This is a genomic window from Pseudomonas sp. NGC7, from assembly GCF_047159675.1.
In the GTDB taxonomy this organism is placed as follows: Bacteria; Pseudomonadota; Gammaproteobacteria; order Pseudomonadales; family Pseudomonadaceae; genus Aquipseudomonas; species Aquipseudomonas kermanshahensis.
Genome location: NZ_BAAFZY010000001.1, coordinates 5657425 through 5679810, shown reverse-complemented (window position 1 = coordinate 5679810; position 22386 = coordinate 5657425). Strand labels below are relative to the sequence as shown.

Genomic DNA, 22386 nt, shown 5'->3' with positions numbered 1-22386 from the left:
GGCGCTGAGCGCCCAAGGAACGCAATGAAAGTCTTATTTCTGGTGCAGAAGGAACAGCGGGCGATTCTCGACCGCCTGTACGATGGCGTCGCGGCCAACTGCGAATGTGACCTGCGCTGGCTGACCAGCGAAGACCAGCGTAACCTGCGCCGCTACTTCAAGCGTGAAGTGCAGGTGGAGCGTTATGACCGCATCGTGTTCTTCCTGCGCTTCAAGCAGGAGATCCGCCAGGTGGCGTTCATCCAGACGGTGCCTAACCTGGTCATCCTCGAGCACGACGCCTACCAGAACTACATCCCCTGCAAGTACACCGGCAAGTTCAGCGCGCATTACCGCAAGCTGCCGTGGGCGCGGGTGATCAGTTCGGGCTACATGGTCAGTGAGCGCCTGCGCCAGGAAGGCTTTGACGCGGTATTCGTGCCCAAAGGCTACGATGAGCACCTGCTGACCGACCAAGGGCGTGAGCGCGACATCGAACTGGCGTTCGTGGGCAGCACCAACAGCGTTGCCTACAGTGGGCGCAAGGCGCTGCTGGACGAGCTGGGGCGGGTCGAGAACCTGGTAGTGACCCGTACCAAGTCGGGTGAGGACTACTGCAACACGCTCAACCGTATTCGTTTCTTCGTCAGTGCCGACGTCGGCATGGGCGAGTACATGATCAAAAACTTCGAAGCCATGGCCTGTGGCTGTGTGTTGCTGGCGTTCGACCAAGGCGAGGAAGAAAACCGCGCCCTGGGCCTGCAAGACATGCACAACGTGGTGTTCTACGACAGCATTCCGACCCTCCAGGAAAAACTTGGCCGTTTGCGGGCCGACCCTGCGCTGGCACAGCGGATTGCAGAAAATGGCCGCCATCTGGCGGTTTCCCGTTTCAGTTTCGGTGAAGTTGGACGTAGCATCGTCGACCACATGCGCCCTGCGCTCAGGCCTCATCCGCCGTTGTCTGCCTGGCAGCGGCTACGCCTGAAGCTGGGTATTTAAAAAGAGCTTTCGTGCCTACGGAGCGGGCGCTGGAAGTCGATTGTCGCAATGCGGAGGGAGTCCGGTGCGCTTTTCAAATGAGAGTGACGTCACGCTGGTCGTGACAAGTTGTGGGCGGTTCGATCTGCTCAAAGATACCCTTGAGAGTTTCGATCGCTACAACACCGCGCCCATTCGCGAAGTCTTCATCACCGAAGATTCAGGTGACGAGGCCGTGCATGGGGCAGTGCCGGAGCACTGGAAACCGCACTGCACGGTGTTCGTCAACCGGCCAAAACTGGGCCAGCTGCCGTCGATCGACCTGGCCTACAGCCACGTCAAGACGCCCTACATCTTCCACTGCGAGGATGACTGGCATTTTTATCGGCAGGGCTTTGTCGAAGATTCCCGGGCCATCCTGGAGGTCAGCCCCAACCTGCTGCAGGTCTGGCTGCGCAGCCATGCCCACGACCTGGCCGTGCACAGCCCCTACATCCACCTGGGCGATCGCCAGGTGATCGCGGGCGTGCCGTGCTATCCGTTGCTGTCCGAGAAGGCCGACTGGCAAGCGTTTTCGCTCAACCCCGGCCTGCGTCGTTTGAGCGATTATCAGCGCTGTGCACCATTTGCCGCCTATGCTGGAGAAAAGGCGCTTTCCCGTCGCTATTCAGAGTTAAATCTGACAGCGGTCACCTTGGAGGGTGATGCAGTATTGCACACAGGATTTGGTAATCACGTGACCTTGCCGGTAGAAGTAGAGCGCAAGGCCAAACGTCGTCAACGTGATCGAATAAAGCTGGCATTGACGCTGGTGGCGGGTGCCGTAATCGGCATGGGTATCACCATTTTTGTTCAATGAAGTCGCAGTCCCACCTGACTTGAGCGGGAGAGGGGCGCTAACCCCATGAACATCGTCAATATGATGTGGGCAGGCGGTTCGCCGTACATGTCCATCCACAAGGTTCATCGACAGGTGCTGTCTCATGCGGGCCCCGATGCCAGGATCAGCAACTGGCTGCTTTTAGGCAGCGGGCTTTGCTGTGGGCTCGGTTCGACCCGGGAGTGGCACATGCCACCGCGTGCGCTCAAGGGCCGGCACCTGTGGCGCTTGCTGCGCCCGTGGCTGCGCATGCGGCTGCGCAAGGCGCTGGCCGAGGCCCAGGCCGAAGTCGTGCTGCTCGATGGTGTCGGCGTCGCCCGGCTGGTGCTGCCGCTGTTGCAGCAGATTCCCAACGTACGCGCCAAGGTGCTGTTTCATGGCAAGACACGGCTGACGGCAAGTGACATCCGCTTGTTGCGTACGCTGCCCGCCGAGCGCCTGAGCATCGCGGCGGTTTCCCATACGCTTGCCGAAGCCCTTGAACGTGATCTCGGCAGGCCCGTACAAACCCTGCGCATGGCACTAGACCCACGGGCGTTCGTCGAGCCGCTGTTGAGCCGCGAGCAGGCCCGGCAAGCGCTGGCGTTGCAGCCCGGCAATGGGCAGGTGTTGGGTGCAGTGGGGCGGCTGGTCGAAAGCAAAGGCTTTGAAATGCTGATCGAGGCGTTTGCCAAGGCCGCTATCCACAAGCCTGATCTGCAACTGGCAATCATCGGGGAAGGCCCCTTGCATGCCGTGCTGCAAGCGCGCATCGACGAGTTGGGCCTGGCCGGGCGTGTGCACCTGTGCGGTCACCGTGAAGACCTACAGCAGCTCTACCGCGCGTTTGACTGGCTACTGGTGCCTTCGCGGTCAGAAGGCTTGGGGTTGGTCGTGCAAGAGGCGGTGATGGCCGATGTGCCGGTGGTCTGTAGCGACCTGTTGGTCTTCCGTGAGCAGTTGCTGGACACCGGTGGCTACCTGCCAATTGCTGACCAATCAGCCTGGGCCGCGGCGATAGAGCGCTGCAGCGTGCCCGGCGCCACAGCGCTGGCTGCCCGGCAACGCCAGGCATTGGCGCCGGAGCAGGCCTGGCAGGCTTTCCAGAACGGGTCGCAAAGCCTGCTGCGCGGTTGAGTGTCAGCGGGCCAGCAGGGCGGCCTCGAAGTCGGCGAGAGGGAACCGGTCACCCAGGTTCTCCCGCTGAATGTAGTTCACCATGTGCTGCACGTTGCGCCGAATCATGCGTGCAGACAGCGGCGGGCGCAGGAAGCGCATGTCGGCCACGTCGATCAGGCCCAGGCGCTGGTCGGGGGTGACCACGACATTTCCCAGGTGCAACGAGCGGAAGTAGACACCGCTGCGGTGCAGTTGGCGGATCAACTCGATCAACCGCGGCAGGTAAGTGTCCCAGCTGAAGTCAGCGTCGCGCGACATCTGCAGCAGCGTGCGCCCAGGCAGCGGGCGGTACAGCACCGCCGTTCTGCCGGGCAAGTCAAGCTTGTGCTGGCTGATCACCTCGAGGGTAGGAATGCCCAATTGCGCCAGGCGCGCGGCGTTGTCGACGAAGCGCTGGGAATAGGGGCGCAGCAGCGCAGATGAAATCAGTCGCTTGCGACGAAAAACCTTGAGGAAATTACCATTCTCGAGCAGGTAGACTTTGGCGCCATGGCTGTCTGCCTCTAGCACCTGTGCGCCTAGTGTCAGCTGATCGAATTCGACCTGGGTGAGCCGGGAGCATTGCATGAATAGGGCCTTGTCGTCTGGCGAGCAAAATGACCGGCAATAATGCCGAAAATAATGCGGTAGCACCATGGATGGTGTCTTTGATTCATCGGGGGAAAGGATGTTGTATGAAAAAAACTGGGCGCGCGCCTGGTTAGGATTGGGTCTGGTCTGGTTCTTGGCGGCGATTGCGCTGGCGCCCAGCAATAAGCTGTACCAGCAAGGGCTGGTGCTGTTCTTGTGGTTGCCGACGTTGCTGTTGGCGTGGTCTGCCCGGCAGGTGCTGGCCGAGGCTTGGCGGCGCCAGCCGGCCTTGTGGGCGAGCGTGCTGCTGTTGCTAGCCTGGAGCGGGATCAGTTTGGCCTGGTCGCCGTCCGAGGACCCCGGGCGCGAAATCAAGCGGCTGATTTATATCCTGGTGTTTCTGATGGCATTCCCGCTGTTGGCGCAGCGTGGTCAGCGGCGAATTCGCCACTTGTTGGCGTTTGGCAGCGGCTTGCTGGGCCTCGCCGCGCTGATCTCGATCATCAACTTCTATGGTGTGCAGGGCAACCCGCTGCCGGTACGGCTGGGGGGGATCGGCGAGATTTCGCACCCGATCCTGGGCGCTTATGTGATTGGCGCTGCCGCGCTGCTGCTGCTTTACCAACCGCCGCGTCATCGCGGCCTGCAGTTGGCCTGGCTGGTGGCGCTGGCCTGCCTGGGGGCCTTCGCGGTGCTTAGCCAGAGCCGTGGCGCGGTGCTGGCCCTGGTCATCACCGTGGTGCTGGCGCCGCTGTGGTTCCGCGACCGCCACAGCCGGCTGTTCGCCATCCTCGCCATGATCGCCACCGCTGCGGCCTTCTACACCCTGTTCAGCCTGATCGCCGAGCGCGGCTCATCGTACCGCCCGGAGATTTTCCATGCGGTGCTGAACATGATCGCCGCCCACCCTTGGACTGGGCTGGGGCTGGGCGCGGCGTACGATGTGAACGCCGTTGGCCTGCACTTCGACCATACCCACAACATGTTCACCCACGTTGCCGTGGAAATGGGCCTGCCCGGCATGCTGCTGTGGGTGGCCGTGTGGCTGTACACCCTGGCTGAAATTGTCCGGGCACGTGGCACGCTGTTCGGCAAGATCCTGCTGTGCTTCTGGGTTTACTCGACCCTGGCCATGCAGTTCGATGCCGCCAGCCTTACCGGTACGCCGCGTGCAGAGTGGTTCATCAGCTGGCTGCCGGTCGGCCTGGCCATGATGTTGCCTTGGGGGCGTGCCGAAAATGACGCCTGTGGTAAAATTTCCGGTTCAACCTGAACAGCGAGCTCGATGATGGCCGAAACACCGCGAACCGCGGAGCATACCTCCAGCCTGAAGATCTACTTCCGGCTGCTGAGCTACGTGAAACCCTATGCCGGCATTTTCCTGCTGAGCATCGTCGGTTTCGTGATCTTCGCCTCGACCCAGCCGATGCTGGCCGGGATCCTCAAGTATTTCGTCGATGGCCTGAGCAATCCGCAAGCGGTGTTGTTCCCTACCGTGCCTTACCTGCGCGACCTGCAGCTGCTGCAGGCGGTGCCGCTGCTGATCATCCTGATCGCGGCCTGGCAGGGGTTGGGCTCGTTTCTGGGCAACTACTTCCTGGCCAAGGTTTCCTTGTGCCTGGTGCATGACCTGCGTGTCGAGTTGTTCAACAAGTTGCTGGTGTTGCCCAACCGCTACTTCGACAACCACAACTCGGGGCACCTGATCTCGCGCATCACCTTCAACGTGACCATGGTCACCGGCGCCGCGACCGACGCGATCAAGGTCGTGATCCGCGAAGGCCTGACGGTGGTCTTCCTGTTCGCCTACCTGCTCTGGATGAACTGGCACCTGACCTTGGTGATGGTTGCCATCTTGCCGGTGATTGCGGTGATGGTCAGCGTTGCCAGCAAGAAATTCCGCAAGCAGAGCAAGAAGATCCAGGTGGCCATGGGCGACGTGACCCACGTTGCGTCCGAGACCATCCAGGGCTATCGCGTGGTGCGCAGCTTCGGCGGCGAGGCTTACGAACAGCAGCGTTTTGGCCGCGCGAGCCAAAGCAATACCGACAAGCAACTGCGCATGACCAAGACCGGCTCGCTGTACACGCCGATGCTGCAGTTGGTGATCTACACCGCCATGGCGGCCTTGATGTTCCTGGTGCTGTACCTCCGTGGTGACTCGACCGCCGGTGACCTGGTGGCCTACATCACCGCGGCTGGCCTGCTGCCGAAACCGATCCGCCAGCTGTCCGAAGTCAGCTCGACCATCCAGAAGGGCCTCGCCGGCGCAGAAAGCATCTTCGAACAGCTCGACGAAGAGCCCGAGGTAGACACGGGCACCCTTGAGAAGGCGCAGGTAGAAGGCCGTCTGGAAGTGCGTAACCTCAGCTTCACCTACCCCGGCACCGACCGTGAGGTGCTGAGCGATATCAGCTTTGTTGCTGAACCGGGGCAGATGATTGCCTTGGTAGGCCGCTCCGGCAGCGGCAAGTCGACCCTGGCGGCGTTGATTCCGCGCTTCTATCACCACGACAAAGGGCAGATTTTGCTCGATGGCGAGGAGATCGAGAACTATCGCCTGCGCAATTTGCGTCGCCATGTGTCCCAGGTCACCCAGCACGTCACCTTGTTCAACGACACGGTGGCCAACAACATCGCCTACGGCGACCTGGCCGGTGCACCGCGCGAGGACATCGAGGCGGCGGCTGCCGATGCCTATGCCAAGGAGTTCGTCGACAAGCTGCCAAAGGGCTTCGATACCGAGGTTGGCGAGAACGGCGTGTTGCTGTCCGGCGGCCAGCGCCAGCGCCTGGCGATTGCACGTGCATTGCTCAAGGACGCGCCACTGCTGATCCTCGACGAGGCGACCTCGGCGCTGGATACCGAGTCCGAGCGGCATATCCAGGCCGCACTGGATCACGTGATGGAAGGGCGGACCACCTTGGTCATCGCCCACCGCCTGTCGACCATCGAGAAGGCCGACCTGATTCTGGTGATGGACCAGGGCCGCTTAGTAGAGCGCGGTACCCATGCCGAGCTGCTTGAGGCGAATGGCCATTATGCCCGCCTGCATGCGATGGGCCTGGATGAGCCGGCCAAGGCCGATATCACCTGAACCTCGTTGATCGGGGCCTCGCCGGCCCCGATTGTCACCGGAATTTTCAAGGGCCCGATCTGGCCATAAAGCCGTCGCTTGCCCTGTGCTAATATCCTGCCCCTGTTCATTATTTTCATATGGGTTGCCCATGAAGTTGTCCATGCCGCGTTTCGATCAAGCCCCGGTACTGGTGGTCGGCGATGTCATGCTCGACCGCTACTGGCATGGCGGTACTTCGCGTATCTCGCCTGAAGCGCCAGTCCCGGTGGTCAAGGTCGATCAGATCGAGGATCGCCCCGGCGGCGCGGCCAACGTTGCCTTGAACATCGCCGCCCTGGGCGCGCCGGCGTCGCTGATCGGTGTTACCGGCCAGGACGAGGCCGCCGACAGCCTGGCCAACAGCCTGCAAGCTGCAGGCGTGCGCTCGGTGTTCCAACGCATCGCGCACCAGCCGACCATCGTCAAGTTGCGGGTGATGAGCCGCCACCAGCAACTGCTGCGTATCGACTTCGAAGAACCGTTCGCCACCGACCCGCTGTCGTTGGGCGCGGAGGTCGACAGCCTGCTCGATGGCGTCAAGGTGCTGGTGTTGTCCGACTACGGCAAAGGTGCGTTGAAAAACCACCAGAGCCTGATCCAGGCTGCACGCGCCAAGGGCATTCCGGTGTTGGCCGACCCCAAGGGCAAGGATTTTTCCATCTACCGCGGTGCCAGCCTGATTACCCCGAACCTCAGCGAGTTCGAAGCCATCGTTGGCCGTTGCGCCGATGAGGCGGAGCTGGTCGCCAAGGGCCTGCAGCTGCTGCTGGACCTCGACCTGGGCGCCTTGCTGGTCACCCGTGGCGAGCATGGCATGACCCTGCTGCGTACCGGCCAACCCGCATTGCACTTGCCGGCCCGTGCGCGTGAAGTGTTCGATGTGACCGGTGCCGGCGATACCGTGATCTCTACCCTGGCGGCAGCCATCGCGGCCGGTGAAGAACTGCCCCACGCGGTTGCCTTGGCCAATCTGGCTGCGGGCATCGTGGTGGGCAAACTGGGCACGGCGGCAATCAGCGCGCCTGAGCTGCGCCGGGCGATCCAGCGCGAAGAAGGTTCCGAGCGCGGTGTGCTGGGCCTGGAGCAACTGCTGCTGGCGATTGATGATGCGCGTGCGCACAACGAGAAAATCGTCTTCACCAACGGCTGCTTCGATATTCTGCATGCCGGCCACGTCACCTACCTGGAGCAGGCGCGGGCCCAGGGCGATCGGCTGATCGTCGCGGTCAACGACGATGCGTCGGTCAGCCGCCTTAAAGGCCCGGGCCGCCCGATCAACAGCGTCGACCGCCGCATGGCGGTACTGGCGGGGCTAGGGGCGGTGGATTGGGTGATCAGCTTCCCGGAAGGTACGCCGGAAAACCTGCTGAGCCAGGTGAAGCCGGATGTGCTGGTCAAAGGCGGCGACTATGGTATCGACCAGGTGGTCGGCGCCGACATCGTCAAGGCCTATGGCGGGACCGTGAAAGTGCTCGGGCTGGTTGAAAACAGCTCGACCACGGCGATTGTCGAGAAAATCCGCAAGCATTGATGTGCCTGCGCACAGCGCGGTCCTTGTACTTGCACACTGCGCGCCCTGTAGGAGCAGCCTTGTGCTGCGAAGAGGCCGGTGAAAGCACCATAGATTGAGGGTGCTGTCACCGGCCTCTTCGCAGCACAAGGCTGCTCCTACAGGGCGCGCGCGTGAATTTATTTGTTCAGCGACGTCCGCGCCCGCGCTAGCAGCGCCCGTGCCTTGTCGCCAAAGCGCTGCAGGTGTGAAGCCCGCCCTGGCTTGGCCTCCACCAAGCCCTGCTGCTTCACCCAATCCCGCCAGCGAATCCGCTCATCGGTGACCACCCAGCCTTCTTGCCGGGCAAAGCTCTCTGCCAGGTAAAGCCCGCGTGTGCTCGCCGGCACCAGCTCGTCCTTTTTCAGCGTATAGAGCTCGGCCAACGGTCGGCCTTCTTCCAGTGGCATCAGGTACAGGTCTGGGCGCTTGCGATTCAGCCGGGCCACCAACTGGTCACCTTCCAGGCGTTCGTCGACATGGAACAAGCTGAGCTTTTTGGCGTCCTTGGGTACCTGCAGGCGCATGTCATAGATCAGCTGCAACGAGGCGGTTGGCAGGTGCACGTAAGCCCGTGGCCGCTCCAGCAGCATCAGCTTGCCGCAATGCACCGGCCGTGCCGCGCCAGACTCCGGCGTCAGCACAAAAGGCAGCGCTTCGCGGTAGTGCAGTGCGGCGGCGTAGGGCGCCGGTAGCCAGGTGTCGTTGAAGCGCCCGCCCAGCCAGCCTTCCGGCGTTTCCAGCAAACACTCCTCGGCCACTTCCTGGACGGCGGTGTGCAGCGGCAAGTTGAGCTCTTGAGCGGGGACGTAGCCTGAAATCAGCTTCAGCACCACGTCGCCACGGTCCTGGCGCCGCTGGCGCACCAGTACCCAGTAATCACGGTTTTGCCAATGCAGGGTCAGGCGTACCGAAACGCCCAGGTTGGCCAGCTCGGCCACGAAACGCTGAGTGTCGGGCAACTGGATGGCCCTGCGCCGCTGTTGGGTCTGGGCGAAGTTCAGCGGCATGCCGATGCTCTGGTAGACCAGGCCTTCGGCAGTTGCCTCGACATGCAGCGGCAGTGTCTTGAAGTTGCTCGGGTTCTTGCGGATCAGCGTACGCGGCACGAGGTTCCTCCTCCTGTCGGACGCCCGCGAGGGCGGCTCAATGCTGGCCCAGAATTCGGGCCACGGTGGCCACGTTATGGGCCAGGTGCAAGGGATTGATGGTGCCGACGATAGCACTGCTGACCCCCGGGTGGGAGAACAGCAGCTCGAAACTGGCCTGCACCGGGTCAACCCCAGGCGCCAGGCAGATGTGCCCGCTGGCCAAGGCTTTTTTAACCAGAATCGCCTTGCCGTGCTCGGCAGCGTAGTCCAGCACTGGGCGTTCTGCCTGCTCGTTCAGGTTGTAGGTGACCATTGCGCAGTCGCCCTGTTCCAGGGCTTTGAGGCCGCCAGCGACGGTCTTGCCGGACAGCCCGTAGCCGAGGATCTTGCCTTCCTGCTTGAGGGCGGCCAGTGTCTGGTAGACCTCTTGCTGTTCGAGGATGGCCAAGTCATTGCCGTCGGAATGCACCAACACCAGTTCGATGTGGTCGGTTTCCAGCAGGCGCAGGCTGCGTTCGACCGAGCGGCGGGTATGGGCGGCGCTGAAGTCGAAGTGGGAGAGCCCGTTGTCGAATTCTTCGCCGACCTTGCTGACGATCACCCACTCATCACGCTGGCCGCGCAGCAGTGGGCCAAGGCGCTCTTCGCTGCGGCCATAGGCCGGGGCGGTGTCGATCAGGTTGATACCCAGTTCGCGCGCCTGGGCCAGCAGCATGCGGGCCTCGTCATCGCCGGGGATGGTGAAACCGGTCGGGTACTTCACGCCTTGGTCGCGGCCCAACTTGACCGTGCCCAGGCCCAGGGGCGAAACCGTGAGGCCGGTGCTGCCCAGGGGGCGATGGAAATCGTGCAGGGTCGGCAGGCTCATGGCAGCAATTGCTCCCAAGCAGGTACGCCCAGGGCAGGGCGTGGCAGGCCAGAGAGATCGGCTTGGGCACTGGGGCGTATGCCGTCGCGCTCAAGCTTGGCGATTACCCGGTCACTGAAGTCCGGGGCCAGCGCCAACTTGGTCGGCCAGCCCACCAGCAGGCGTTGCTGGTCGGCAATAAACGCGTTGTCCGGGCGTACCAGGCCCGACTGTGCCGGTTCGGCACGGTCGACGCGCAGGGTGGCCCAGCGAATCTGGCTTTGGTCGACCCACGGCAGCAGGTTGCCGATTTCCTTTTGCGCTGCGGCAATCTGCGCGGCAGGCTCACGCGCCACGCCATCGGCCTCGGCCAGGTCGCCGCCGAGGTACCAGACCCACTGGCCATCCGCCGCCGGGTGGGTGGTGATGGTGACCCGTGGCTTGGGCCCACCGCCCAGGCAGTGTGCATACAGTGGCTTGAGGTTCGGCCCCTTGGCCATGACCATGTGCAACGGGCGACGTTGCATGGCCGGCTGGCTCAGGCCCAAGGCGTGCAGCACGTCTTCGGTGCCAGCGCCGGCGCTGAGCACGATACGTTGCGCACGGATTTCACGGTCGTCCACGCGCAGGCCAACCAGCTCGTCGCCATCACGCAGGGGTTCGATGCGTTCGCCGGCGAGCAGGCTGTCGCCGGCCAGCTCGGCCAGGTTGGCCAGCAGGCTAGGCACGTCGATGACCAGCTCGGCCAGGCGATAGACCTTGCCCTTGAAGTCGCGGTCCTGCAGGGCAGGCGGCAGTTGCTCACCCTTGACCTGATCGACGCGGCCGCGCACGGCCTTGCTGGCGAAGAAGCTGGTGAGGTTGCCGGCCAGGGTGCCGGGGGACCAGAGGTAGTGCGCGTCGGACAGCAGGCGGGTCTTGCCTAGCGGCAGCTCACCGTCGCCCGCCAAGGCCTCGCGCCAGCGTCGCGGCATGTCGGCGATCGCTTCCGAGGCGCCGGTCAGGGCGCCGTGCAGGGCGTACTTGGTGCCGCCGTGGATGATGCCCTGGGACTTGATGGTCTGCTCGCCACCCAGGCTGGCGCGTTCCACCAGCACGGTCGAATAGCCCTGGCGGCGCAACCGGGCATTGAGCCAGAGGCCTGCGACCCCGGCGCCGACGATCAGCACGTCAGTGGAAATGGCGGTTGGCATGGCGGTACCTCGAAGACTGGGACAGCTGGCAAGTATACAGCCCGCATCAATGCCCGGCAGTTTTCGAAAACAGCTGAATCACAACCACCCCGCCAACGATCATCGCCATGCCCAGCATTGCCGGCACATCCAGCTTCTGCCCGTAGATCACCAGCGCTGCCACACTGATCAGCACAATCCCCAGCCCCGACCAGATGGCATAAGCGATACCCACCGGAATGCTGCGCACCACCAGGGTCAGCATCCAGAAGGCAATGCCATAACCGACCACCATCAACAGCAATGGCAACGGCGTGCTCAGGCCCTTCACTGCTTTCATGGAGGCAGTGGCGATGACTTCGGCGCAGATGGCAATAGCGAGGTAGGTGTAGGCGTTCATGGCAATTCTCCGGTGACTGGTCGGGCATTCTAGACGCCACCTGGATGCGGTAAAGTCATTACCTATCACCATGGGAGATAGGTTGATGGCGGAACACTGGAACCTCGACCAACTGCGGACCTTCGTCCGCGTCGTCGAGCTGCGCTCGTTCTCCGCCGTTGCCCGTGAGCAGCGCAAGGCGCAGTCGGCAATCAGCACTGCAATCGCCATGCTTGAAGCCGACCTGGGCGTGACCCTGTTCGACCGCAGCAGTGGCCGCCAGCCTAAGTTGACCGAAAACGGTACCGCGCTGTTGGAGGACGCCCGCGAGCTGCTGCGCCAATGCGAGCGCCTCGACGGCCGTGCGCTGGCCCTGATGCGCGGGCAGGAAGCCCTGCTGCGTGTCGCCCAGGACGAGGCCATGCCCTATCAACCGGTGATCGACAGCCTCGATGAACTGGCCAGCCGTTACCCGTACCTGGAAGTGCAACTGGCCAGCGGCGCCCAGGGCGATGTGGCGCGCAAGCTGGTGGAGCGGCGTGCCGACCTTGGCCTGTTCTTTCATCACGAAAGCATGCCGGCATCGCTGGAGCGTCGTGCCTTGGGCAGTGTGGAAATGGTCACGGTGTGCGCAGTCGGCCATCCACTGGCGCAGCAGGCCAAGGTCAACCGCCAGCAGTTGGCGCGCCATCGCCAGCTATTGATCGCCCCGCAACAGAGTGGCTACCCCGGCGGCGAGGCGATCAGCCCGCAGATCTGGCGTGCCGACAGCTTCTACGCCATGGCCGAGCTGCTGATGCGTGGCCTGGGCTGGGCGTGGTTGCCCCGGCACGTGGTGCAGTACCCCACTTACCAGGCGCACATGGTCGAGCTCGCCAGCGAGTGGCGGCCACCGGCACTGGTCGTAGAACTGGCTTGGCGCCGTGACGAGCCATTGGGGCCTGCCGCGCAATGGCTGGCCGAGCGCTTTGCGGTGCACCTGCGCGCGATCGGGTAAACTTCGCCGCCATGAACAGAACTCTTTATACCTTGCTGTTTCACCTGGGCCTGCCGCTGGTTGCGCTGCGCCTGTTCCTGCGGGCGCGCAAGGCACCGGCCTACGGCCAGCGCATCGGCGAGCGCTTTGCCTTCGGCCTGCCGCCCATGCGCCAGGGCGGCATCTGGGTGCATGCGGTGTCGGTGGGCGAAAGCATTGCCGCCGCGCCCATGGTGCGGGCGCTGCTGAAGGCCTACCCAGGCCTGCCGATCACGCTTACCTGCATGACCCCGACCGGGTCGGAGCGCATTCGTGCGATGTTCGGCGATGAACCGCGTGTGCAGCATTGCTACCTGCCCTACGATCTGCCGTGGGCGGCTGGGCGTTTTCTCGACCATGTGCAGCCGAAGCTGGGCATCATCATGGAAACCGAACTGTGGCCTAACCACATTCACCAGTGTGCCAAGCGTGGCATTCCGGTGGCGCTGGCCAATGCGCGGTTGTCCGAGCGCTCGGCCCGTGGTTATGGGCGTTTTGCCACGTTGACCCGGCCGATGCTCGCCGAGATGAACCTGATCGCGGTACAGACCGAAACCGAAGCGCAGCGCTTTCGCGACCTGGGCGCGCGCCCTGAATGCGTGCAGGTGACCGGTTCGATCAAGTTCGACCTGAAGGTCGATGACCAGTTGCTGCCGCGCGCCAAGGCGCTGCGCGAGCAATGGGGCGCCAGCCAGCGCCCGGTATGGATTGCCGCCAGCACCCATGAAGGTGAAGACGCGCTGATCCTGCAGGCACATCAGAAGCTGCTGCAGGTGCACGGTGATGCGTTGCTGATCCTGGTACCACGCCACCCCGAGCGGTTCGATGCCGTGCATGCCCAGTGCAGCGAACAGTTCACCACCGTGCGCCGCTCTGCCGGCACCCCGGTCGATGACCAGGCCCGCGTGCTGCTTGGCGACACCATGGGCGAGTTGCTGTTCCTCTACGCCCTGGCCGACATCGCCTTCGTCGGCGGCAGCCTGGTCGCCACTGGCGGGCATAACCCGCTCGAGCCCGCAGCACTGGCATTGCCGGTGCTCATGGGGCCGCATGTGTTCAACTTCCTGGAGATCAGCGCGATGCTGAAGGACGCCGGGGCGTTGCAGCAGATCGAAGATGCCGACGGGCTGGCCGAGGCGGTGCGGCGGTTGATCGAGTTGCCGCAGGATCGCCAGCGCATGGGCGAGGCGGGCAGGGTGGTGATGCGGGCAAACCAGGGGGCACTGCAGCGCTTACTGGATGGGCTGGGCGCGCTTATTCGCTGACGCCTGCATTGGTTTTCCTGGCCCTATCGCTGGCAAGCCAGCTCCCACAGGGACTGCACATGGCTTGAGGCCAGTGAAGAGCCTGTGGGAGCTGGCTTGCCAGCGATAGGGCCATCAAAAACAACCCGGCCTGTGAAGTGTCCCCCTATCTCAAGGCCTGCGCTCGAAGTTCTTCGCCGCCGCCGCCGCCAGGTCCGGTGGCAGGAAGTCCTTGTCCGGGTTGTAGTCCGGCTTCAGGTAGCGCCCCAGGTCTTGCAGGTCTTGCGGGCTCAAGGTTCCCGCCGCCTGCTTCAGGCTCAGGTTGTCGAGAATGTAGTCATAGCGGCTGTTGTTGTAATCACGCACCGAGGTGTACAGCTGGCGCTGGGCGTCGAGCACGTCGACGATGTTGCGGGTACCGACCTGGTAGCCGATTTCGGTGGCTTCGAGCGCGCTCTGGTTGGAAATGATCGACTGTTTGCGTGCCTGCACCTGTTCCACATCGGTGTTCACCGCGCGGTGCAGGTTGCGGGTGTTTTCCACCACCTGGCGGCGCAGGCTTTCGCGCTGTTGCTCGCTCTGGCTCAAGCGCTGGTAGGCCTCGCGCACTTGCGAGCTGGTCAGGCCGCCGCTGTAGATCGGGATGTTCAGTTGCAGGCCGATACTGGTCTGTTCGACATCACTGCCATAACGCACGTTTGGCTGCGCGGGCGAGTTGGTGAAGCCCAGGCTGTCGTTATCGCCTTTCTGGTATTTGGCGACCGCATCCACGGTTGGGGCATGCCCGGCCTTGCGCTGGCGCAGGGTTTCTTCGGCGGCATCGACGGCGTAGTTGGTCGCCAGCAGGTTGAGGTTCTGGCGGGCGGCGGTTTCTACCCAGGACTTCGCGTCATTGGGCGTAGGCACCTGAATCGGCAAGGTGTGGACCACACCCTGGATCGACGAGTACTCGCGGTTGGTCAACGTCACCAGCGCCTCGAAGGCATCCTGCACCTGGCGTTCGGCGATGATCCGGTTGGCCCGGGCCGTGTCGTAGCTGGCCTGGGACTGCAAGACGTCGGTCTTGTCGGAAAGGCCCACGTCGAAACGTTCGTTGGACTGGTCGAGCTGGCGCTTGAAGGCGGATTCCTCGGCCTTGGTCGCGGCCAGGTTGTCCTGGGCCCGGAGCACCGCAAAGTAGTTTTGCGCGGTCTGCAGAATCAGGTTCTGCTCAGTGGCAGACAATTCCAGCGCCGCCTGTTCGTTGACCGCTTCGGCCGCTTGCAACTGGAACCAGCGGTCGGCACGGAACACCGGCTGCGCCAGGGTGGCGCTCCAGGAGTTGCCGCTGCGGTTGGCGGTGAGGGACGGCTCGTCGAGCTTGGTGCGGGTGTTCATCATCTCGGCACCCGCCGACAGGTTCGGCAGCAGGCCGGCGCGGGCCTGTGGGACGACTTCGCGGCGGGCGCCGTAATCGGCGCGGGCTGCCGCAAGATCGGCGTTGTTGTCGACCGCTTCCTGGTAGACGCTGACCAGGTCGGTTTTAACCGTCATGGGCATTTCTGCTGCCCAGGCCATTCCGTTGGACGCACAAGACACGGCTATCGCCAGTGAGAGTTTGCGCAGCATAGAGGCAATCCTTGTACGAAATATAATTACTGAACTGTTGAGTATCGAGCGATGCGCCAGTGTAGTGCCATGCGACCCCGGCAACAATCGCCCAGTGCGCCTTTCATCATCACCCGCATTTACCCGCTTGGCTTTGCCGACCACTCCAGTCTAGACTGCGCGTGTTCTTGTCGGGGTGCCTTGAAGCAAAGGCTGAGATCGCAAAGTTGCGGATCCCGTTGAACCTGATCAGGTTAGCGCCTGCGTAGGGAACAAGATTGCTCGCCTTCCCGGGGAGCCTCTTGTGCCAGGTCCGGGAATGTCTCAGCTGCAAGCAGCTTACGGCACCCCCATGTATCCGGCACTGCACACCCGTAAAGGGGTGCGTCCGCGTCTTTCAGGTTCTCCCCGACATTCCATCCGCTAGGAAGCTGTCTGGAGAGCCCGTGATGAGCAAACAAGAAAAAACGATCAACCTCAGCGAATCGGCACAAGTCGATCAGCAGTCCGTGCAACCGTTCCCCCGTTCGCGCAAGGTCTATGTCGAAGGCTCCCGCCCGGACATCCGCGTGCCCATGCGTGAAATCAGCCTGCACGACACCCCTACCGATTTCGGCGGCGAGACCAACGCCCCGGTGCTGGTCTACGACACTTCCGGCCCCTACACCGACCCTAACGTCATCATCGACGTGCGCAAAGGCCTGGCCGACGTGCGTTCGGCCTGGATCGACGCGCGTGGCGACACCGAGCGCCTGGGCGGCTTGAGTTCCGACTTCGGCCAACAGCGCCTGAACGATTCAGAGCTGGCCAAGCTGCGCTTCAACCACGTGCGCAACCCGCGCCGCGCCAAGGCGGGCGTCAACGTCTCGCAGATGCACTATGCCCGCCAGGGCATCATCACCGCCGAGATGGAATACGTTGCCATCCGCGAGAACATGAAGCTGCAGGAAGCCCGCGCCGCCGGCCTGCTTGACCAGCAGCACGCGGGCCACAGCTTCGGCGCCAACATCCCGAAAGAAATCACCCCCGAGTTCGTCCGCGAAGAAATCGCCCGCGGCCGCGCGATCATCCCGGCCAACATCAACCACACCGAGTTGGAGCCGATGATCATCGGCCGCAACTTCCTGGTGAAGATCAACGGCAACATCGGCAACAGCGCCCTGGGCTCCTCGATCGAGGAAGAAGTGGCCAAGCTGACCTGGGGGATTCGCTGGGGTTCGGACACGGTCATGGACCTGTCCACCGGCAAGCACATTCATGAAACCCGCGAGTGGATCATCCGTAACTCGCCCGTGCCGATCGGTACCGTGCCGATCTACCAGGCCCTGGAAAAAGTCGGCGGTGTCGCTGAAGACCTGACCTGGGAGCTGTTCCGCGACACCCTGATCGAGCAGGCCGAGCAGGGCGTGGACTACTTCACCATCCACGCCGGTGTGCTGCTGCGCTATGTGCCGCTGACCGCCAAGCGCGTTACCGGCATCGTCAGCCGGGGCGGTTCGATCATGGCCAAGTGGTGCCTGGCGCATCACCAGGAAAACTTCCTGTACACCCACTTCGACGAAATCTGCGAAATCATGAAGGCCTACGACGTCAGCTTCTCGCTGGGCGACGGCCTGCGTCCGGGCTCGATTGCCGACGCCAACGATGCTGCGCAGTTCGGTGAGCTGGAAACCCTCGGCGAGCTGACCAAGATCGCCTGGAAGCACGACGTGCAGTGCATGATCGAAGGCCCGGGCCATGTGCCGATGCAGTTGATCAAGGAGAACATGGACAAGCAGCTCGAATGCTGCGACGAGGCGCCGTTCTACACCCTTGGCCCGCTGACCACCGACATTGCGCCGGGTTACGACCACATCACCTCCGGTATCGGCGCGGCGATGATCGGCTGGTTCGGGTGCGCCATGCTGTGCTACGTGACGCCCAAGGAACACCTGGGCCTGCCGAACAAGGATGACGTCAAGACCGGCATCATCACCTACAAGATCGCCGCCCATGCCGCCGACCTTGCCAAAGGCCACCCGGGCGCGCAGATTCGTGACAACGCCTTGTCCAAGGCGCGTTTCGAGTTCCGTTGGGAAGACCAGTTCAACCTTGGCCTCGACCCGGACACCGCCCGCGCGTACCACGACGAAACCCTGCCCAAGGAATCGGCCAAGGTCGCGCACTTCTGCTCGATGTGTGGGCCGAAGTTCTGCTCGATGAAAATCACCCAGGAAGTGCGTGAGTACGCCGCCAAGATCGAAGCCGTGGACGTGACGGTTGAAGAAGGCATGCGCGAGCAGGCCGAGCGGTTCCGCCAGGAAGGCAGCCAGTTGTACAAAAAAGTGTAAGAAAGCCGGGGCCGCTTTGCGGCCCTTTCGCGGCACAAGGCCGCTCCCACAGGAGATCGCATTCCCCTGTAGGAGCGGCCTTGTGCCGCGATTCGAGGACGAAGTCCTCGCCAAGAACACCAACAACATTGCCGGCGAGCGCCAACATGACATCACCCAGCCATTTTTCCCCGGACCACCCGGTCCCCACCAGCCAACGCATCTTCGGCTTCGGCGACCTGTTCTCGCTGTGGTTCTCCCTCGGCATCGGCTTGATGGTGCTGCAGGTCGGCGCCATGCTCGCCCCAGGCATGGGCCTTGCCAGCGCGGTGCTGGCCATCGCCCTTGGCACCGGTGTGGGCGTGCTGTTACTCGGGGCGGCGGGTGTCATCGGCAGCGACACCGGCCTGTCTGCCATGGGCACCCTGCGGCTCAGCCTGGGCAGCCATGGCGCCCGCTTGCCAGCAGTGCTCAACCTGTTGCAGCTGGTGGGTTGGGGGGCGTTCGAGATCATCGTCATGCGCGACGCGGCCAGCCTGCTCGGCGCGCGTACCTTCGGTGAAGGCAGTGCGTGGAACAGCCCCATGCTTTGGACCCTGTGCTTCGGCGCCCTGGCGACCCTGCTTGCAGTCAGCGGGCCGCTGGCGTTCGTGCGCAAGGTGTTGCGCACGTGGGGCATCTGGGTGCTGTTGGGCGCGTGCCTGTGGCTGACCTGGAACCTGTTCGCCAAAGCCGACCTGGCCGACCTGTGGCAGCGCGCCGGTGACGGCTCGATGTCGCTGGCTGTGGGCTTCGACATCGTCATCGCCATGCCGCTGTCGTGGTTGCCGCTGATCGCCGACTACTCGCGGTTCGCCCGCAGCGGCAAGCGTGTGTTCGGCGGTACCGTGCTGGGCTACTTCATCGGCAATACCTGGCTGATGAGCCTGGGCGTCGCTTACACCCTGGCCTTTGCCCCCAGCGGCGAAGCCAATGCCTTGCTGCTGGCCCTGGCAGGTGCTGGGCTGGGTATCCCGTTGCTGTTGATTCTGCTGGACGAGTCGGAAAAAGCCTTTGCCGACATTCATTCGGCCGCCGTTTCCACAGGCGTGCTGGTACGCCTGAAAGTCGAGCACCTGGCGCTGGCCATTGGTGTGCTGTGCACCCTGATCGCGCTGTTCGCGCCACTGGCCCAGTACGAAAACTTCTTGCTGCTGATTGGTTCGGTATTTGCGCCGCTGTTCGGCGTGGTGCTGATGGACCACTACGTGATCCGTCACCGCCGCCTGCCGTCACAGGTCGATGGCTTGCACTGGCAGGCGTTGCTGGCCTGGGCCGTGGGTGTGGCGGCGTATCACCTGATTGCCGCGCAAGCACCGGACCTGGGCGCAACCCTGCCGGCGCTAGTGCTGGCAGGTGTGCTGCATGCGTTACTGAGCTTCAGCCGCGGCCGGGAAACAGCTCGGGCTTGATCACGCCGTTCAGGCGCGGGTAGGGGATCTTCAGCTCGACGTGGCCCATGGAGTAGGGCGCGATGGCATAGACCTCATACTTGACCACCACCGCGCCGTACGTCAGGGCGATGTGCGGCGACCGCTTGAAGGGCCAGGTCTTGACGAAGTCGGCGTCCTTGTCCATGCCGACGCTGATCATCCACGCGCGGTGCGACTCTTCGACGGTTTTCCAGAAGGTCTCTTCCTGGCCGGGCACCAGCATGTCCTGCAGGGTCAGTACCTTATCCAGCTTGCGCGAATAGTTGATGAAGCCGCGCCCTGGCATGCCATGGGCGCCACCGCTGTCCAGGTAGCTGGACAGTTCGATGATCACCAGCCCGTCATGCTGTTCGCGTACCTTGGCTTGCAAATAGCTGCTGTTGCGCTTGTCGGCGTTGGCCAGGTACTGCTGCTCATAAGCCTGCAGGGTGGTTGGCGCGGCGCCGTGCTGGTTGTCTTCGGTCAGCTGCAGCAGGCGCTGTTCGACGATGGCGTCGAGCTTGGGCTGGGCCGGGAAGTGAATGGTGTCGATGTTTACCAGCGGGCAGTCGCTTTCGCTGCAGCCGGGTTTGACGTGCTCCCAGGCGTCACGCTTGACCTCGAGCGGGGCCCGGTAATTGGGCGTGAACAGGCTCTGGCAGGCACCCAGGGCCAGTGCCAGCACAGCCACGGAAGTCAGTTTGACAAGTGTCATGATGATCCTTGCAGAACAGGGAAAAGTCGGCCTTTGACCGTCGGCGCGACTGTCAGTTCGCCACTAAGCTAACAGACAGAAGGCGCGCTGTCCCGACTGCGCGAACGGTTGCCGGAAAGGGGTGAAACGCGCCAAAGTGCGGAGTAGGATGGCGCGATGCAGTATTTGAGGTCATGAGGATTTCCATGTCAGACGCGTTGAATTCAGTGCCCAAGGGCTTCGAGATCATCGAGCGGGCCAATTGCTTCCAGGGCTTTTATAAGCTCGACAAGCTTCGCCTGCGCCATGAACTGTTCGCCGGGGGCATGGGCCGCGAGATCAGCCGCGAACTGTTCGTGCGCCACGATGCGGTTTGTGTATTGCCCTACGATCCACTGCGTGACGAGGTGGTGCTGATCGAGCAGTTTCGTGTCGGTGCCCTCGACAAGGTCGCCAACCCTTGGCTGATCGAGATGGTCGCCGGGCTGATCGACAAGGACGAGCAACCTGAAGAGGTCGCACACCGCGAGGCAGAAGAAGAGGCCGGGCTTACGTTCAGCGCTTTGTGGCCAATGACCCGCTACTTCCCATCGCCCGGTGGCAGTGACGAATTCGTCCACCTGTTTCTGGGGCGCTGCACCAGCGAAGGTGCGGGCGGCCTGCATGGCCTGGAAGAAGAGGGCGAAGACATTCGCGTGCGCGTGTGGTCATTCGAGGATGCCTTGCAGGCCGTGCGTGATGGCCGTATCTGCAACGCCGCGACGATCATCGGCCTGCAATGGCTGGCGCTTAACAGAGACGAAGTTCGAGGTATGTGGAAGTGAACCTGCTGCGCGAGCGATATCGGGTTGACCTGGTCGGGCTGCAAGCAGCCTGCGAGGCCAATTACGCCCGGCTGATGCGTTTGTTACCAGACATGCGCACTACCCAGAGCTCGCGTCGCATCGGCATGACCCAGGGCGACCAGATGCTCGGTGTGCTGGTGCTCGATGTCGTGCTGGCCTGCCCTTATACCACCACCCTGCACGTGCGCCAGGAGCACAGCTTGCCGTGGCTGCCGGTGCCGCACCTTGAGGTGCAGGTGTACCACGATGCACGCATGGCCGAGGTGGTCAGCGCTGAGCATGCCCGGCGCTTGCGCAGCATTTACCCTTATCCGAATGCGGGTATGCACCAGCCGGACGAAAAAGCGCAGCTCAACCTGTTCCTCGGCGAATGGCTGAGCCACTGCCTGGCCTGCGGTCATGAACTGGCAAGTGTTCGCTGAAATGTGATGTGCGTCGGTTTCGGGTGTTTGCTCACAACCGTTGCGCAGCCATAATTCGTGCTGAATCCGTTCGAGGAGACGGCCGTTGCCGCACCTAGACCCAACCCGCCCCGTGCATGTGGTGCAACTTACCGATGCCCACCTGTTCGCCGACCCGGCCGGCACCCTGCTTGGCCTGAACACCCGTGACAGCCTGCGCCATGTGGTCGCCCAAGTGCGCCGCGAGCAGCCGCCCATCGATTTGCTGCTGTGCACCGGCGATCTGTCCCAAGATGCCAGCGTGGCCTCCTATGAGGCGTTCCGTGAGCTGACCGCACCGTTTGCCGTGCCCACTCGCTGGTTGCCGGGTAACCATGACGAGGCGCAGGTAATGGCGCAGGTGGCGCCGGAGCTGGTGCAGGCGGTAACCGACATTGGCGCATGGCGCGTTGTCATGCTCAACACGGCCGTGCACGGTGCTACCCACGGTTTTCTGGAAGACGACCAACTGGCCGCGCTGGAATCTGCCTTGAAACAGGCCGGTGAGCGCCATTGCCTGGTGTGCTTCCACCATCAGCCGGTGGACATCGGCTGCGCCTGGATCGCGCCCATCGGGCTGCGCAATGCCCAGGCGTTGTTTGCCATCGTTGAACGTTATCCACAGGTGCGGGCGTTGCTCTGGGGGCATATCCACCAGACGTGGGATGAACTGCGCGAGGGGTTGCGCTTGATGGCCACGCCGTCGACCTGCATTCAGTTCGCGGCGCAAAGTGAGGACTTCAAGGTGAGCGAAGAGCAGCCGGGTTACCGCTGGATGCGTTTGCATGTCGACGGGCGGTTGGAAACGGGCGTGGAGCGGGCGCGGGACTTTGAGGTGAAGCTGGACTTCGACAGCCCGGGGTATTGAGGTTCAGGCAATACATCTTTCTTGTAGGAGCAGCCTTGTGCTGCGAAGAGGCCAGCTGCAAAAACGCCGATCTTGATTCTTGCCACCGGCCTCTTCGCAGCACAAGGCTGCTCCTACACGGAAAGCGCCCCTTGAATGCCCGCAAGTGCCTGAAGAAAGTGTTGCGAAATCCCCCTCACTGCGTCAAAACCCGGCGAACGCGCTACACT

Annotated in this window: 20 protein-coding genes and 1 riboswitch; of the genes, 13 read left to right on the top strand and 7 right to left on the bottom strand. The window is 63.0% G+C overall.

All coding sequences use genetic code 11. The annotated features are described in order from the left end of the window. The first annotated feature begins 24 nt into the window (after positions 1-24). The 3 genes from ACMCNM_RS25420 (at position 25) to ACMCNM_RS25410 (ending at position 2956) form a co-directional block, all read left to right on the top strand. The gene (locus tag ACMCNM_RS25420) at positions 25-981 is read left to right on the top strand and encodes a glycosyltransferase (RefSeq protein WP_085272293.1); all 957 of its coding nucleotides are present in this window, start codon (positions 25-27) and stop codon (positions 979-981) included. A gap of 64 nt (positions 982-1045) precedes the next feature. Continuing rightward, positions 1046-1819 carry a glycosyltransferase family 2 protein gene (locus tag ACMCNM_RS25415; protein ID WP_027592490.1) on the top strand — a complete coding sequence of 258 codons (774 nt, stop codon included), beginning with the start codon at positions 1046-1048 and terminating at the stop codon, positions 1817-1819. 45 nt (positions 1820-1864) lie between these two features. Next, a complete protein-coding gene (locus ACMCNM_RS25410; protein WP_186702408.1) occupies positions 1865-2956 on the top strand; it encodes a glycosyltransferase in 1092 nt (363 codons plus the stop codon). A 3-nt stretch (positions 2957-2959) separates the two neighbouring features. Here the strand turns inward: ACMCNM_RS25410 and ACMCNM_RS25405 are convergent, their stop codons facing one another. After that, on the bottom strand, positions 2960-3565 hold the full coding sequence (locus ACMCNM_RS25405) for a hypothetical protein (protein WP_027592492.1): 606 nt from the start codon (positions 3563-3565) through the stop codon (positions 2960-2962). Between the two features lie 100 nt (positions 3566-3665). Between ACMCNM_RS25405 and ACMCNM_RS25400 the strand changes: the two genes are divergently transcribed. From ACMCNM_RS25400 to hldE, 3 genes are all read left to right on the top strand, one after another. Continuing rightward, a complete protein-coding gene (locus ACMCNM_RS25400; protein WP_186677322.1) occupies positions 3666-4841 on the top strand; it encodes an O-antigen ligase family protein in 1176 nt (391 codons plus the stop codon). Between the two features lie 15 nt (positions 4842-4856). Continuing rightward, a complete protein-coding gene (gene msbA / locus ACMCNM_RS25395) occupies positions 4857-6665 on the top strand; it encodes a lipid A export permease/ATP-binding protein MsbA (protein WP_186677324.1) in 1809 nt (602 codons plus the stop codon). 130 nt (positions 6666-6795) lie between these two features. After that, on the top strand, positions 6796-8217 hold the full coding sequence (hldE, locus tag ACMCNM_RS25390; RefSeq protein WP_027592495.1) for a bifunctional D-glycero-beta-D-manno-heptose-7-phosphate kinase/D-glycero-beta-D-manno-heptose 1-phosphate adenylyltransferase HldE: 1422 nt from the start codon (positions 6796-6798) through the stop codon (positions 8215-8217). A 158-nt stretch (positions 8218-8375) separates the two neighbouring features. On the opposite strand, the gene ACMCNM_RS25385 is transcribed toward hldE, so the two are convergent. Genes ACMCNM_RS25385 through ACMCNM_RS25370 form a run of 4 tightly spaced genes read right to left on the bottom strand, consistent with a single transcriptional unit; the run spans position 8376 to position 11745 of the window. Continuing rightward, positions 8376-9344 carry a hypothetical protein gene (locus ACMCNM_RS25385; protein ID WP_027592496.1) on the bottom strand — a complete coding sequence of 323 codons (969 nt, stop codon included), beginning with the start codon at positions 9342-9344 and terminating at the stop codon, positions 8376-8378. Positions 9345-9381: 37 nt separating this feature from the next. After that, positions 9382-10194, bottom strand: coding sequence for an aldo/keto reductase (locus tag ACMCNM_RS25380; RefSeq protein ID WP_085272294.1), 813 nt, complete (start codon positions 10192-10194; stop codon positions 9382-9384). Further along, a complete protein-coding gene (locus ACMCNM_RS25375) occupies positions 10191-11366 on the bottom strand; it encodes an NAD(P)/FAD-dependent oxidoreductase (RefSeq protein WP_027592498.1) in 1176 nt (391 codons plus the stop codon). The genes ACMCNM_RS25380 and ACMCNM_RS25375 overlap by 4 nt, the downstream gene beginning before the upstream one ends. Before the next feature lie 46 nt (positions 11367-11412). Next, positions 11413-11745, bottom strand: coding sequence for a DMT family transporter (locus ACMCNM_RS25370; protein WP_008095055.1), 333 nt, complete (start codon positions 11743-11745; stop codon positions 11413-11415). 85 nt (positions 11746-11830) lie between these two features. Between ACMCNM_RS25370 and ACMCNM_RS25365 the strand changes: the two genes are divergently transcribed. After that, positions 11831-12721 (top strand): LysR family transcriptional regulator, encoded by an 891-nt coding sequence (locus ACMCNM_RS25365; RefSeq protein WP_027592499.1) that lies wholly within the window; start codon positions 11831-11833, stop codon positions 12719-12721. An 11-nt stretch (positions 12722-12732) separates the two neighbouring features. After that, entirely contained in the window at positions 12733-14004 is a 1272-nt protein-coding gene (gene waaA / locus ACMCNM_RS25360) for a lipid IV(A) 3-deoxy-D-manno-octulosonic acid transferase (protein ID WP_412765639.1), read from the top strand. A 150-nt stretch (positions 14005-14154) separates the two neighbouring features. Here waaA and ACMCNM_RS25355 read toward each other — a convergent pair whose 3' ends face one another. Continuing rightward, on the bottom strand, positions 14155-15591 hold the full coding sequence (locus ACMCNM_RS25355; protein ID WP_027592501.1) for a TolC family outer membrane protein: 1437 nt from the start codon (positions 15589-15591) through the stop codon (positions 14155-14157). Positions 15592-15752: 161 nt separating this feature from the next. Beyond that, positions 15753-15859: riboswitch (TPP riboswitch) on the top strand. 160 nt (positions 15860-16019) lie between these two features. On the opposite strand from ACMCNM_RS25355, the gene thiC reads away from it, so the two are divergent. Then, the gene (gene thiC / locus ACMCNM_RS25350; RefSeq protein WP_412765638.1) at positions 16020-17900 is read left to right on the top strand and encodes a phosphomethylpyrimidine synthase ThiC; all 1881 of its coding nucleotides are present in this window, start codon (positions 16020-16022) and stop codon (positions 17898-17900) included. Between the two features lie 146 nt (positions 17901-18046). Beyond that, positions 18047-19330, top strand: coding sequence for a putative hydroxymethylpyrimidine transporter CytX (cytX, locus tag ACMCNM_RS25345; protein WP_412765637.1), 1284 nt, complete (start codon positions 18047-18049; stop codon positions 19328-19330). Here the strand turns inward: cytX and ACMCNM_RS25340 are convergent. Beyond that, positions 19299-20045: an RsiV family protein gene (locus ACMCNM_RS25340; protein ID WP_186677333.1), complete on the bottom strand. Its 747-nt coding sequence runs from the start codon at positions 20043-20045 to the stop codon at positions 19299-19301. The genes cytX and ACMCNM_RS25340 overlap by 32 nt on opposite strands. A 185-nt stretch (positions 20046-20230) precedes the next feature. On the opposite strand from ACMCNM_RS25340, the gene ACMCNM_RS25335 reads away from it, so the two are divergent. From ACMCNM_RS25335 to cpdA, 3 genes are all read left to right on the top strand, one after another. After that, positions 20231-20848, top strand: coding sequence for an NUDIX domain-containing protein (locus ACMCNM_RS25335; protein WP_027592505.1), 618 nt, complete (start codon positions 20231-20233; stop codon positions 20846-20848). Then, positions 20839-21291, top strand: a complete 453-nt coding sequence (locus ACMCNM_RS25330; protein WP_027592506.1) for a DUF1249 domain-containing protein — start codon at positions 20839-20841, stop codon at positions 21289-21291. Before ACMCNM_RS25335 ends, ACMCNM_RS25330 begins: the two co-directional genes overlap by 10 nt. Before the next feature lie 85 nt (positions 21292-21376). Further along, entirely contained in the window at positions 21377-22177 is an 801-nt protein-coding gene (gene cpdA, locus ACMCNM_RS25325) for a 3',5'-cyclic-AMP phosphodiesterase (RefSeq protein WP_412765636.1), read from the top strand. Positions 22178-22386 lie beyond the last annotated feature (209 nt).